General features: G+C 55.9%; 8 protein-coding genes and 2 pseudogenes. 5 read left to right on the top strand and 5 right to left on the bottom strand.

Translation table 11 applies throughout. The features are described 5' to 3' along the window. Window positions 1-58 precede the first annotated feature (58 nt). The 5 genes and pseudogenes from C0617_RS04860 to C0617_RS04840 form a co-directional block, all read left to right on the top strand. The gene (locus C0617_RS04860) at window positions 59-622 is read left to right on the top strand and encodes an elongation factor P (protein WP_363324405.1); all 564 of its coding nucleotides are present in this window, start codon (window positions 59-61) and stop codon (window positions 620-622) included. Between the two features lie 151 nt (window positions 623-773). Next, complete coding sequence (locus C0617_RS04855) at window positions 774-2852, top strand: site-specific DNA-methyltransferase (RefSeq protein WP_291315885.1); 2079 nt, start codon at window positions 774-776, stop codon at window positions 2850-2852. Window positions 2853-2854: 2 nt separating this feature from the next. Further along, window positions 2855-5203, top strand: a complete 2349-nt coding sequence (locus tag C0617_RS04850; RefSeq protein ID WP_291315884.1) for a DEAD/DEAH box helicase family protein — start codon at window positions 2855-2857, stop codon at window positions 5201-5203. Window positions 5204-6202: 999 nt separating this feature from the next. Beyond that, a pseudogene (locus tag C0617_RS04845) lies at window positions 6203-6301 on the top strand (elongation factor P); the annotation flags it as partial. 1 nt (window position 6302) lies between these two features. Further along, a pseudogene (locus tag C0617_RS04840) lies at window positions 6303-6524 on the top strand (elongation factor P); the annotation flags it as partial. Between the two features lie 89 nt (window positions 6525-6613). Here the strand turns inward: C0617_RS04840 and C0617_RS04835 are convergent. The 5 genes from C0617_RS04835 to C0617_RS04815 form a co-directional block, all read right to left on the bottom strand. Further along, entirely contained in the window at window positions 6614-7222 is a 609-nt protein-coding gene (locus C0617_RS04835) for an acetate uptake transporter (RefSeq protein ID WP_363324406.1), read from the bottom strand. Window positions 7223-7858: 636 nt separating this feature from the next. Next, a complete protein-coding gene (locus tag C0617_RS04830; RefSeq protein WP_363324407.1) occupies window positions 7859-9244 on the bottom strand; it encodes a sigma-54 dependent transcriptional regulator in 1386 nt (461 codons plus the stop codon). Beyond that, complete coding sequence (locus C0617_RS04825) at window positions 9241-11205, bottom strand: cache domain-containing protein (RefSeq protein ID WP_291315881.1); 1965 nt, start codon at window positions 11203-11205, stop codon at window positions 9241-9243. Before C0617_RS04825 ends, C0617_RS04830 begins: the two co-directional genes overlap by 4 nt. Before the next feature lie 134 nt (window positions 11206-11339). Then, on the bottom strand, window positions 11340-12482 hold the full coding sequence (locus C0617_RS04820; RefSeq protein ID WP_291315880.1) for an AI-2E family transporter: 1143 nt from the start codon (window positions 12480-12482) through the stop codon (window positions 11340-11342). After that, window positions 12479-13012 carry a cyclic nucleotide-binding domain-containing protein gene (locus tag C0617_RS04815; RefSeq protein ID WP_291315879.1) on the bottom strand — a complete coding sequence of 178 codons (534 nt, stop codon included), beginning with the start codon at window positions 13010-13012 and terminating at the stop codon, window positions 12479-12481. The genes C0617_RS04820 and C0617_RS04815 overlap by 4 nt, the downstream gene beginning before the upstream one ends. Window positions 13013-13286: the final 274 nt, after the last annotated feature.

Raw genomic sequence — 13286 nt, 5'->3', positions numbered from 1 at the left:
TCCAATAGAAACCCGTAGATAATAGATGCACCCTTCGGTGCCCCAATAGGAGACTTCAATAATGACAACAGCAGACCTGAAACGCGGCCTGGTCATTCAGATCGATAACGCCCCCTGCATAGTTCTCAATGTCACCTCCCAATCCCCTTCTGCGCGGGGCGGAAGCACCTTAGTCAAGACCAAGTATCGAAACCTTCTCACAAGCCAAGTTCTGGAGAAAACCTTCAAAGGCGGAGATCGTGTCGATGAAGCCGACTTCGAGCGCCGCAAAGGGCAGTTTCTCTACTCCGATGGTGACGAAGGGGTATTTATGGACCTTTCGAGCTACGAGCAATATCACCTGGGCGAAGACCTTTTCGAGCCAGTGAAGGGCTATCTACTAGATGGCACTGAAGTCACACTGGGCGTCTATGATGAACAGGTGATCAGCCTAGAAGCACCTTCGGTAGTTGAGCTGGTGGTCAGCGAAACTGCGCCGGCGATCAAGAACGCTACCGCAACGGCCCAGACCAAGGAAGCGATTTTGGAAACCGGCATCGCCATCCAGGTTCCGGGCTACCTCGAATCGGGGCAAAAAATCAAGGTCGATACCCGCGAAGGGCGCTTCATCTCGCGGGCCTGAACCAGACGGAAACACATGGCAGAGCAAGTTGGTCCCAGCTTAACACACAGGGTCCATTCACCCCTGCCAAGGGCGGGAACGACTGTCCAAAACAATTAATGCTTTACGTATAGCAGTCATAGGGTTTTGCTATCCAGGCACAAGGTGGGAAATGAAAGACGATTTTAGACAGATGGTAATTGATGCGCTCCGACGCGGTGAAGACCTACCCACAGAATGGTCGAGGATACTCTTCCCCCCCGACAAGCAAGAATATGAACTCGTTTATCACGGTAAAGAGCGGAAAGAGGAAGTTATCCGTGGGACGATGGGTGTCCCTCTCCAGCCTGCAAGCTCGTTTGGAAAAAATAGCGCCGACTGGCACAACAAACTGATTTTCGGTGACAACCTTCAGGCGATGAAAAGCCTGTTGAGAATGAAAGAACGTAATGAACTTGTAAATGCGGACGGTTCTCCTGGGGTAAAGCTTATTTATATCGATCCACCCTTCGCGACTAAACAGGAATTCCGAGGCAGTAAAGAGCAAAAAGCATATCAAGATAAAATTGCAGGTGCTCAGTTCGTAGAGTTCATGCGCAAGAGACTTGTCTTTCTTTACGAGCTTCTGGCTGACGACGGCTGTCTTTATTTTCATCTGGACACCAAGAAGATTCATTACATGAAAGTGGTTTTAGATGAGATTTTTGGTGAAGAACGGTTCGTCAATGAAGTCATCTGGAAAAGGACTTCAGCGCATAGCGACTCAAGCCTTTATGCAAACGTACATGACACTTTGCTACTTTATTCTAAGTCATCAAAATTCACCTTCAACCAACAGTTCACAGATTATACGGAAGCTTACATCGCTGAGCGCTACAAGCATATTGAAACCAAAGGCCCTCGAAAGGGGGAAAGGTATGCGGATGATAATTTGATTGGTACTGGTCTGAGGGGTGGCGGCTACCCATATGACTGGAAAGGGGTTTTTCGTACGTGGAGATGCCCTATTGATACGATGCGGAAGTATGCAAAAGAGAATAAGCTTTACTATACAAGAAACGGAGTAGCCCGGATAAAACGGTTCGTTAAAGACCTACCAGGTGTTCCACTTTCCGATGTGTGGACCGATGTTAATCCGGTAAATTCGCAAGCGGCTGAGCGGCTTGACTACCCGACCCAAAAGTCGGAATCTCTTCTGGAAAGAATCATAAAAACATCTTCCTCTGAAGGAGATATTGTCTTTGACGCGTTTGCGGGTTCAGGCACTTCTTTGGCTGTAGCAGAAAAACTCGGGCGCCGCTGGGCTGGTATTGATTGCGGCAAGCTTTCTATCTACTCAATACAGAAGAGAATGCTAAACATGAAGGAAAAAATCGGCAACAAAGGAAAATGCCTTTCACCAAAACCCTTTACGGTCTACAACGCTGGTCTATATGACTTCTCGACCTTGAAACAACTTCCATGGTTCGAATGGCGTTTTTTTGCACTACAACTATTTGGCTGCAAAGAGGAACCTCATTCCATCGGCGGGCTGAAGCTCGACGGCAAACTCAAGGGCGCGAGTGTTCTCGTGTTAAATCATCAGGAAAATCCTGGGCAGAGGATCGATGAGGAAACGATTCATGATATTCATGGTGCCGTCGGCAAAAAAATTGGCAATCGATTTTTCATTGTGGCACCACGAGGAGTGTTTGATTTCCAGCAGGACTACATTGATTGCGGTGGCGTGCGCTACTATGCTCTGCGCATTCCATATTCTGTAATTAACGAATTGCATTCCCGTGAGTTCAGTGCCCTTCAGCAACCCAACGACGAAACAGCAGTAAATGATACTGTAGATGCTGTTGGCTTTGACTTCATCCAACCACCGCTAGTGGACTGGTCGATTGACTTAAAAAAGCGAAAGGGCAAAAAGCTTGAAGAAGCATGCTTGCAGATAAAGGATTTTGAAAGCCGTGCTCGACTGAGAGGCAAAGACACAAAAGGCGGATTGGAAACCTTCTCGATGCTGATGGTGGACTTCAATTACAACGGCGCAGTCTTTGATATGGACGAAACTCACTTTGCACATGAGCTAGAAGCACACGAATGGCAAACTTGGTTCAAGTTAGATCGTCTAGGTGAGAATATCATGGTGGTATTTCTCGATATCTATGGCAACGAAGCGAGAGAGGTCGTCGCACGTAAGTCGTTCTCAACTGCCCTAGCCGAGACATCTAAAGGCCAAGCGAAGTCAAAGAAACGGAGCTGATGATGGCCAAAAATGCCAATAATCAACGCTTTCGAAACGAAGACTTGCTACTCAAGGTTAGCCCGGCCATTGATCGGGCTAAATGGGATGAGAGTAAGTATGAAGATTTCATCGAAGAGCTTTGTGAGACTCGCGAATATCAGAAAGAAGCGATACGAACAACTCTGCGGTATCTGCTAGGTGGTGAGTATCCCGATTTACGCGCTCTTGCAAAGGATAACCTTGAAGAGAACTCTACGCTTGAAACGCGCTATGGGTCCTGGGCCGGAATGCAGCGCCACTTGCAAATACCTTACAAGCTTGCTGCATCACTAGACCTTGCGACCGGAACTGGCAAAAGCTACGTAATGTACGGATTGGCAGCTATCCTTTTAGCTGAGGGTGTAGTTGACCGGGTTCTAGTTTTGTGTCCATCCACCACCATTGAGGATGGTCTTTTGGAAAAGTTCCGTCAACTAGCGTCCAGGGCGGACTTGATGGATCAGCTTCCCGTCGGGAGTAAGATTGCCGCCCCATCGATTATCAATGCTAGCCAAACCATCACCCAAGGGAGCATCTGTGTAGAGAACTATCATGCAATATTAGAGCATGTCGGTTCGTCAATCAGCGACAGCCTGAAAGGTAAGGGTTCCCGCGTAGCAGTTTTGAACGATGAAACGCACCATGTAGCCAATGAGTCGGCGGCAAAAACAAAAAAATGGAAAGAGTTTCTCACTAATCCTGATTACGATTTTCGATATATCATCGGGGTGTCAGGCACCTGCTATGTTGCGAATGAATACTTTTCAGACGTAATTTTCCGCTATTCTCTCCGTCAGGCAATGGAAGAAAAATATGTCAAAAGAGTTGAGTATGTTGCGGAGATGCCGCGTACGGGAGACCCTAACGAAAAGTGGCAGGTAGTCTGCAGTAAGCATGAAGAGGCGCGGAGCAAGCTAAAGAAACGAAACATTAAACCACTTACCATTATTGTTACGCAGACGATAGCGAAATGCAAAGACGTGGCCGAAGAACTCAAGGCATTCTTGATTGAAGAAGCCGGGCAGTCTCCAGAAACAATCAACGAGAAAGTCTTGGTTGTATACAATAACGCCCCGGATGTTTATAAGCTCTCACGCGTCGACATGCCGGATAACCCCGTTGAATGGATTATTGCCGTATCAATGCTCAATGAGGGCTGGGACGTTAAGCGAGTATTCCAAATCGTCCCACATGAGGAACGCGCCTTCAACAGCAAGTTGCTTATTGCTCAGGTTTTGGGCCGTGGATTGCGCGTCCCCGTCGGCTGGGTTGGTGAACAGCCTGAAGTGACGGTCTTTAACCATGACTCTTGGGCACCTCGTATTAGACACCTCGTCAATGAGATCTTAGAAATCGAAAAAAGGCTCACCTCGCGTATCCTCGAAGGCTCACCAAACCATTTCGACCTTCATACTATTGACTACACCTTGGAGCCAACATCAATTAAAAAGCCGATGGAGCGCGAATATAACCTCTTCACAAAGGGGTACGTTGACTTGGCGACGGATTCCGCATCGGAGGACGTCAGTATTGAATTTGAACGCGCTTCAACTGGCCAAAGGTACATGTGGCAGACGACGATTCAACATAAAACATATACACCACGGCAAATTGCAATTGATATGTATAACAGGCTAGAAGAAGCCCAGGACCCTGAAGATCCTGATCCAAAGATGCGGACTATCTACACCGATAAGTTTACGATACGCAAGTTAGAGAAAATCGTACAAAAATCGCTTGCTCGTCTTGATACTGATGTTGCCACTGAAAGCATGAAGCAGAAATTTCTGCAGTCCTTAGGTACACTTCGGCGGAAAACATCTGAAAATGTTCGCTATACCACCAAAATCAATAGTTTTCAGACCTTTTCTACTGAGCAACGGCAAGCAAGTAGTGTTTCCGCCGCCGAACTTCGAAGCACAAAAGCCTTCTTCTATACTTACCAAACACGTTCGAGCGTTGCAGATGAACAAATTGAGTTCTTCGACGAAGTAGCAGAGCCTGGTAGCGGTTACAAAGTAATTCAGGTTGCGAACCGCCATGACTTTAAGACCCCATTGAACGCAGCAATCGCCGATTCAGATAACGAAAGACGTTTCATCAATGGGCTGCTCCAAGCGGAAAACGTTACGAAATATGATGCTTGGCTTAAGTCTACTTCGATGCGCTTCTACGAAATAGACTACGCTTGGAAAAAAGGGGAGCACCCGAAGCGTGGTAAGTTCAGTCCTGATTTCTTTGTCAAAGTTGGAGACTTGGTCGTAGTTGTAGAAATCAAGGGTGACGAAGAGCTGAGAGAACCTTCTGCTGAGAATTTTAAAAAGAACTAATATGCGGTTAATCACTTCGTCAGGGTTAACGAGCATCTAGAAAATCAAGGTAGTACCACGCGTTATAAGTTTACTTTTCTTACCGGCCAAAACTTTAACAAGTTTTTCCAGTGCTTGCGCGACGGAAGCATTGCATCATTCAGGTCGGAACTCGACGTAAAACTGTCTGAGGAATAGTGAGGATTTTTTCCTATAGTTTCATCATGCGAAGGAGTGGGACAGGAATCCCACTCCTTCGTCCCACTCCTCACTAGAATAGTACATGAAATAATCGAGGACAGTCCTCGTGGACAGTCCTCGTGGACAGTCCTTGTCCCAAGTTCTTGTCACCAGTCCTCGTCACCAGTCCTCGTCACCAGTCCTCGTTATTGCACAGCTATAGGCGTCGCAAAGCCGGCAAGAATGAGACAAGAGGTCCGGTTCACGATATGCCACGCACAGGGACAAGAAAAAGGCTCTTTTGTGAATAGCGATACGATTGCCCCGGCGCTACAGTTCCAGAATCTTCGTGGGCGTTCTCCGTGGGCGTTCTCCGTGGCATATCGTGGGCGGTTCACAATATGCCACGGGCAGGGGCATAGATACGATTGCCATCAGTATGTCGGTGTGTCTTGCCTCGTGACCAGTCCAACAAACATTCAATAGTGCAGGCCACTCATTACAGGGTAGCCTGCACTATTTGAGGGCAGTGATACCGTGTGTGGCGTATCGAGAACCGCTGATGTGTGGCATATCAAGAACCGCTGATGTGTGGCATATCAAGAACCGCTGATGTGTGGCATATCAAGAACCGCTGATGTGTGGCATATCAAGAACCGCTGTTGTGTGGCATATCAAGAACCGCTGTTGTGTAGCGTGTCGTGGAGCCCATGTGTTCGGATCACATTCCCCTGAAGCTCTGTTGAATAAAATGACTTATGAAGCTATGCTGTGATGACCCGTTAAAATCGATGGCATTTCATGCGAAAGGTTTGTCCCGTTTTGAGAGTTTCCGCAAAAGACCTGGAGAACTACGAGCAGTACGAGCTGGGAGAGGAGCTTTTCGGGCCGGTACAGGGCTATCTGCTGGAGGGGACGGAGGTCGTGCTCGGCCTCTTCNCTCGGCCTCTTCGAGGGCCATGTGGTGAGCGTCGAGGCGCCGTCGACGGTGGAACTCATCGTCACCGAGACCGCTCCGGCGATCAAGAACGCCACCGCCGTCGCCCAGACCAAGGAGGCTTCCCTGGAAACGGGAATCACCATCCAGGTCCCCGGCTACCTGGAGACGGGCGAAAAGATCAAGGTGGACACACGCGAGGGCCGCTTCGTCTCCCGGGCGTAATCTTCGCCCTGAGAAAAGACGGGAGCTTCCAAAAGAAAAGGGCCGCCCATGCCGGGCGGCCCTTTTGCGTTTCCTGTGGAATCGGTCTGTCAGGCCTTGCGAACCTCGCCGAGGGGGGCGACGGTGCGCCCGAAGACCTCGTTCAGCACCTGGGCCATGCCGGTGTAGATGGCGGAGAGCCCGCAGAGAACCCCCTCCCAGCCGGCGAGCGTCTTGAGGGCGTGGTTGCCGGTGGCGTCGGCCGCGGCGAGCATGAAGAAGAGAATCATCAGGGAGCCGAACACGAACTGCAGGGCGCGGCTCAGCTTGAAGGTGCCGAGGAAGAGGACCGCGGTAAAGAGGCCCCACATCGTGAGGTAGGCGGTCATGGCCGAGGGCTGGGGAGCCTCGCCCCAGCCCGTCTTGGGCAGGACGATGAGGGCGATCAGGGAGAGCCAGAACAGCCCGTAGGAGGTGAAGGCGGTCGCTCCGAAGGTGTTGTTCTTCTTCCATTCCATGATGCCGACCAAGATCTGGCCGATGCCGCCGTAGAAGATGCCCATGCCGAGGATCATGGTGTCGAGGGGGAAGAAGCCGGCGTTGTGCAGGTTGAGCAGCACGGTGGTCATGCCGAAGCCGAGCAGGCCCAGCGGGGCCGGGTTGGCGGTAGTGTCGTGGAGGGCCAGGGATGATGCGTTGACGGGAGCCTGGTCGGCCATGAAGATCGCCTCCTCTTGCAGGTGATGCGTCCCCCCGGCGGTTGCTGCGACGAGGGGAGCGGGAATGTCGCGCTCGCGGGGGAAGCGCTCGGCGAGTTCTTTATGTTTTTGGCAGTCGGGATGGCGGGAGAAGCAGTAGCGGCTGATCATGCGGACGTCGTGGGGGGAGATGTACCCGCAACCGACGTCGCAGCTGTCGTCGTTCTTGCCGAAGTAGGGGCAGAGACTCTCGTCGGCCATGAACCTCCCGAGGCCCGGTCGGTTGAAAAAGCGCGGCACGGGAGTGAGGCCGAACTGTCCCTCAACAGCTCTGGCGGCCCCATCCCGCACCAAAAGGAGTAACGGTTCATTGGGGTAGCAACCGCCGTGCCAACCGGGCTGTTTGGCTGTAAGTGACTGTTGTTGCAGCTTTTTTCAAGGCAAGGGGTGACGGGGGGTGGCGCATGGATGGGGGCGGTTTTCGCAGGGCTGCGAAAGGGGCCGGTTGCTGAATCGTTTGGGGCGGCCGTGCCCGGCGGGGGGCGGGGAGGATTCGGTCTGTATTACGGCCACTTAAGCATCGCGGCGGGGATGCGGGGAGGGTTCGCGATTTTGCAAAAGTCTCCCCGTTCATTTGCAATCGTGCAAGGGGGGCGGCTATCCCCCCGCGAAGTCGTCTTTGCGCAGGCCGTACTTTTTCATTTTCCGGTAGATGGTGGCCATGTTCATGTCGGCCTCCCTGGCGGCGGCCTCGACGTTGCCGCCGCTCTTGATAAGGAGCTGTTTGAGGTAGTCGGTTTCGAAGTCGGCCAGAGAGGAGGCGTAGTCGCTGCCGCCGCCCTCCGCCGGGCCGTTCTCGGCCCGGGTCACGTCGATGAACTGGGAGAGGACATCGAGGCTGATGGTGTCCCCCCCCTCCAGGGCCATGGAGGCCTCGATGACGTTCTTGAGCTGGCGGATGTTGCCCGGCCAGGCGAAGTCGCAGGCCGCGTGGTGGGCTTCGTGAGAGAGTCCCTTGATGTCGGTGCCGAACTTTTCGTTCTGCTGATTGATGAAGTGGGAGGCGAGCAGGGGGATGTCCGCGCGGCGCTCGCGCAGCGGCGGCATGTGGAGGTTGACCACGTTGAGGCGGTAGTAGAGGTCCTCCCGGAAGGTCCCGGCCTCGACCTCGGCGAGCAGGTCGGAGTTGGTGGCCGAGAGGATGCGCACGTCGACTTTGGTCGGCTTGGTATCGCCGATGCGGTGGAACTCCTTCTCCTGGAGAAAGCGCAGCAGGGTCTTCTGGACGTTCATCGGCAGGTTGCCGACTTCGTCGAGAAAGAGGGTGCCGCCGTCGGCCGCCTCGAGCAGGCCCTGTCGGTTTTCGGTGGCCCCGGTAAAGGCGCCCTTCTTGGAGCCGAACAGCTCGCTCTCCAGAACCGATTCGGGCAGGGCCCCGCAGTTGATGGCCACGAAGCGCTTCTCCTTGCGGGGGGAGTTGTAGTGGATCGCCTGGGCGATGAGTTCCTTGCCGGTGCCCGACTCGCCGGTGATGAGGATCGAGGTGTCGCGAACGGCCAGCTTGGTCACCGTCTCCAGGAGGGTGCTGAGCCCCGCCGAGGCGCCGATGATGTTGTCGAAGCGGAACTTGCCGGCCAGCTCCTCCTTGAGTTCCCGGTTCTCCTCCATCAGCTGAGTGTGCTTCAGGGCGTTCTTGACCCGGTAGAGCAGCTCCTCGGGCTCGAAGGGCTTGGTCAGCATGTCGTAGGCCCCCTTGCGCAGGGCCTGGATCGACATCTCCACGGTGGCGTAAGCGGTGATCATGATCACAGGGACCGTCGGGGCCTTGTCCTTGATCCGCTGCAGCACCTCGAGACCGTCGAGCCCCGGCATCTTGATGTCGGAAATGACCAGGTCCCACTGGTCGGGCTTGAACTCCTCGACCGCTTCGAAGGAGCGGGTGTAGGCCTTGACCGCGTAGCCGCTGTCCAGAAGGACCGCCTCCATCATGCGGCAGAGTCCTTCCTCGTTGTCGACGAGCATGATCCGTTTCGGGGTCATCAGAAATCCTCCGGTTCCAGGGGCAGGCGTACGGTGACCGTGGTGCCCTGCCCCACGGTGCTCTCCATCTCGATGCGTCCCTGGTGCTGTTCCACGATCTGCTTGGTGATGGCCAGTCCGAGGCCGGTCCCTCTCGCCTTGGTGGTGAAGAAGGGTTCGAAGATCCTCTCCAGGTCTTCCGGGGCGATGCCGGCGCCGTCGTCCCGGAAGACCAGCAGCGCATCCTTGCCCTCCCGGGCCGTTCTGACCACGAGGCGGCCGCCGTCTTCCATGGCGGCTCCGGCGTTGAGAATCAGGTTGATGGCCACCTGGCGCATCTGGTCGCCGTCGAGCCGGACCGGGGGAAGGTCGGTGGCGAACTCCTTGACCACCTCCACGTTGTGCATGTCGGTGTGGTTGGCGGCGAAATCGACGATCTGCGAGAGCAGGTCGTTCACGTCGGCCTCCTCCATGCTCGGTTTCGGCGTCCTGGCGTAGCTCAGCAGGTCCTGGACGATCTTTTTGCAGCGCTTGCTCTCGCGCTTGATCTCGTGAATGAAGTTGTAGGTCGGGTCCTCGGGGCCGATCTTCTTCTCGAGGTAGCTGGCGTAGCCGAGAATCACCCCCAGGGGGTTGTTGATTTCGTGGGCCACGCCGCTGGAGAGAACCCCGAGCGAGGCCATTTTGCCCTGCTGGGCCAGGGTCGCCTCCATCTCCTGGTTGCTCTTGATGATCCGGGTCATGTGGTTGAAGGTGGCGGCCAGCTCTCCGAGTTCGTCGCTGGTCTCCACATCCATCTGCTCGTCCATTCGGCCGCCCTTGACCTTGCGGATGACGCCGATCATGTGGTTGATCGGTTCGGTGAGGATCTTGGAGGCGACGAAGACGAGGGAGACGGCCACCAGCCCGACGATAAAGGGGAGCAGGAGCATGGTGGTGACGATGCGCCACTTGATCAGGTTGGCCTCCCGGTAGAATTCGTCTTCGTAGGAACCGACCGCGACGATCCAGTCCCAGGGCTCGAAGTAGGCGTAGCGCACGATTTTCATGCGCGGGGCCGTGTCGCCGGGGTTCTTCCAGGGGTAGCGGATCCAGCCGTTCTTCTTCTCGCACATCTCCCGGATGAAGGCGTTGCCCTTGAAGTCGGTGGCGTCGAAAAAGTTCTGCCCCTCGGCCTCGGGATGGATCTTGAAGTTGCCCTTGCTGTCCATGCCGAAGATATAGCCGGTGAGCCCGACCTTTTTGGCGTTGATCTTTTTCTTGAGCTCCTCCAGGGAGCGGGTTTCGAAGGCCAGGTCTTCGTAGGTCTCCTCGAGGTAGGAGCTGGCGGCGATGACCCAGTCACACTCGGGGAAGTAGCGGTATGCAGCGATCTTCCGGCGCGGATTGGTGTCGCCGAGGATGGCGTTGCGCCATGGGTAGATGATGTATCGAACCTCTCCGGGATCGGACTGCAGGGCGCTCTGGATCATCTCGCGGATAAAGTAGCGGCCGCACTCGTCCTGCTCGTCGAGGATGTTCTCCCCCTCCCGTGCGACGTGGACCTCGAGGTCCCCCTTGCTGGTGATGGCGAAGAGGTAGCCGCTTTCGCCGACGTTGACCTTCCTCAGTCCCTCTTTGACCTCTGCTTTCGCCGATTCCAGGGTGATGTGGCCGTCCTGGAACAGGTGTTTCTGCGAGTCGGCGAGGTTGTAGGCAATGTCCGTCAGGGTGGCGAGGTCCTTTTTGAAGCTCTCCCGCTTGTCCTGGCGGTAGACCTGGAACTGCTGGTGGTGGGAGTTGAGCAGGTCGAGGGTGAAGTCGGCCATGTGCTCCAGGTCGGCCTTGCTGGTCTGTGTGACGCCGAGGTAGGCCTGGCGGGAGGCGATGACCCCGATGACGCTGCCGACCAGGATGATGGGGATGATCACCAGGGGCATCACCAGAACCACCATTTTCCAGCGCAGGCTGAGTTTTTTGATGAATCGGAACAGGTAGCGGCTCATAAAAGGTCTTTGGAAGGGAGGTTGCGGCTGGGGAATTATGTTGTAAACGCCATGGAAAAGTCAAGCCGGGCGGGACGTCGGGGCCATGGCGCGCCGCGGCCGGTCGAAGGGCGCCCCGCCCCTTTCCCCCCTTTCTAGGCGGTCGGCTGGTCGTTGTCTTGGACCGCTCCGGGGAGGGTGAAGGTGCGGCGGTAATGGCGGGTCTCCAGGATGGCGATCTTGATGATGCTGGCGACCGGCACGCCGATGATCATCCCGAGCACCCCGTAGAGCTTGCCTCCCATGATAATGGCGAGGATGACCCAGAGGGGGTGGAGGTTCGAGACCCGGGAGATGAGGATGGGGATGAGGAGGAAATTGTCGATGACGACCTGGGCGAGAAGAACGTAGACGATGACGATCCACCAGAACTGGCCGCCCATGCCGAGGTCGACAAGGGCGATGAGGATGCCGGGGATCATCCCGACGATGGGCCCGATATAGGGGACCAGGTTGGTGATTCCGGCGAACAGGCCGAGGATGGGGGCGTAGCCGATGTCGGTCAGGGAGAGCCCCGCGGTGACCACCATCCCGATAATGAACGCCTCGAGGATGCGCCCCCGGATGAAATGGGCCATCTGGCGGCTGACGTTGTAGTAGAGATCGTGGGCCATTTCGAAGTAGCGGTTGGGAACCAGGCCGATAAAGGCGCGCATGGTGCGGTGCCCGTCGCGCAGGAAGAAAAAGGTGAAGAGCGGCCCGAGGATCATCAGGGTGCCGATGCGCAGGGCCGATTTGGGGGTCTGGACCAGGATCTGGGCGAGAAACTGTTCGGCCAGCTGGCGGGCCCGTCCCGGCAGGTCGTAGTGCTCGATGATGGGGAACCGGCTCTGCAGGTTGGTCTGGGCCTCGTTGAGGAACATGACCATCCGCGACAGGTAGCGCGGCATGTCCGTCTTCAGCGAGCCCCACATCTGCTGCCAGTGGGGCGCGAACCAGTTCGCGGCGAAGTACAGCAGCAGGGCGATCAGGAAATAGACGATGAAGATGCAGGTGGTGCGCCTGATCTCCCCCCGCTCGATGAAGCTCACAATGGGGTCGAGCAGGAAGGTCATGATCAGCGAGAGCAGGATCGGCAGGAAAAGGCCCGCGGTGGCTGTCCTGAACAGGGAGATGACCGTGGAGGCCGAGGAGAAGATCGACAGGCCGGTGGCGATGGCCGCGGTCAGGACCAGGAAGATCAGCAGGACCTGGGCCTTGGTCAGGCCCCTCTGTGGGGAGGCGGGGGGCGTGATCATGCGTCGACGGGGCCCGAGGACCCGGCGGTTTCGGAGAGGCCCTTGAGGCGGAGGACCTCCTGGCCGGCCGCCTGCAGGCGCTCGCTTACGATGCGGGTCAGGCCGAGGAGGATCCGGTTGGCCAGTCCCGGGTGTTTCTGCGCCGTCTCGAGCAGGTCGGCGCGAAAGAGCCCGACCAGTTCGGTGGCGTCCAGAGTGCGGGCCGCGGCGGTCCGGGTTGCGGGAGCGGTCAGGGTGGTCTCCCCGAAGAAATCTCCCGGGCCGAGCAGGGCCAGGGTCTCCTCCCGACCCCCTTCCCGGCGGACGAAGATCTCCACCCGCCCGGTGCGGATCACGTACATGCCCGATCCCGGGTCCCCCTCCTCGAAGACCGCCTCCCGGGGGGAGTAGTGGCGGTTGTGGACCAGACCTTCCAGAAAGACGAGGTCGCGCCCCACCAGTTCGGAAAAGACCGGCACCGCCCCCAGGAAGTGTGCCAGGGAATCTTCTTCGGCCTTTTTGCGGAAGATATTGCTCCAGAGCGGGTTCATCGCCTTCTCCCCGAGAATTATTAAACAAATTGGATTATACCAGTCCATCCGGGGATCGACCAGAAAAATATCGATGTCCAGCGACTCTCCGTCTTCCTCGCGTTGAGTTCAGAAGGGCTTGCCGGCGGCCCCGTTCGGTTGACAGCTTCGGGGGCGATTGCTATGCTCGAAACCGTTATGCAGGACGGTGCCGGGCGGTGCCGCCCATCACGGATGAAGCCGGGGCGATCCCCGGTTTTTTTGTCATCGGGCCTCCGCCATCGATCCTGCCCGA

Origin of the sequence: Desulfuromonas sp. (assembly GCF_002868845.1) — a bacterium.
Lineage (GTDB): Bacteria > Desulfobacterota > Desulfuromonadia > Desulfuromonadales > BM501 > BM501.
The sequence above is the reverse complement of the archived record's forward strand: the minus strand, read 5'-3'. Positions and strand labels throughout refer to the sequence as shown.

Bases quoted from the DNA above. Each gene is read 5' to 3' on its own strand.
- C0617_RS04835 (WP_363324406.1), bottom strand. From the start codon at position 7,222: ATGGCCGACCAGGCTCCCGTCAACGCATCATCCCTGGCCCTCCACGAC.
- C0617_RS04820 (WP_291315880.1), bottom strand. From the start codon at position 12,482: ATGATCACGCCCCCCGCCTCCCCACAGAGGGGCCTGACCAAGGCCCAG.
- C0617_RS04815 (WP_291315879.1), bottom strand. From the start codon at position 13,012: ATGAACCCGCTCTGGAGCAATATCTTCCGCAAAAAGGCCGAAGAAGAT.
- C0617_RS04850 (WP_291315884.1), top strand. From the start codon at position 2,855: ATGGCCAAAAATGCCAATAATCAACGCTTTCGAAACGAAGACTTGCTA.
- C0617_RS04855 (WP_291315885.1), top strand. From the start codon at position 774: ATGAAAGACGATTTTAGACAGATGGTAATTGATGCGCTCCGACGCGGT.
- C0617_RS04825 (WP_291315881.1), bottom strand. From the start codon at position 11,205: ATGAGCCGCTACCTGTTCCGATTCATCAAAAAACTCAGCCTGCGCTGG.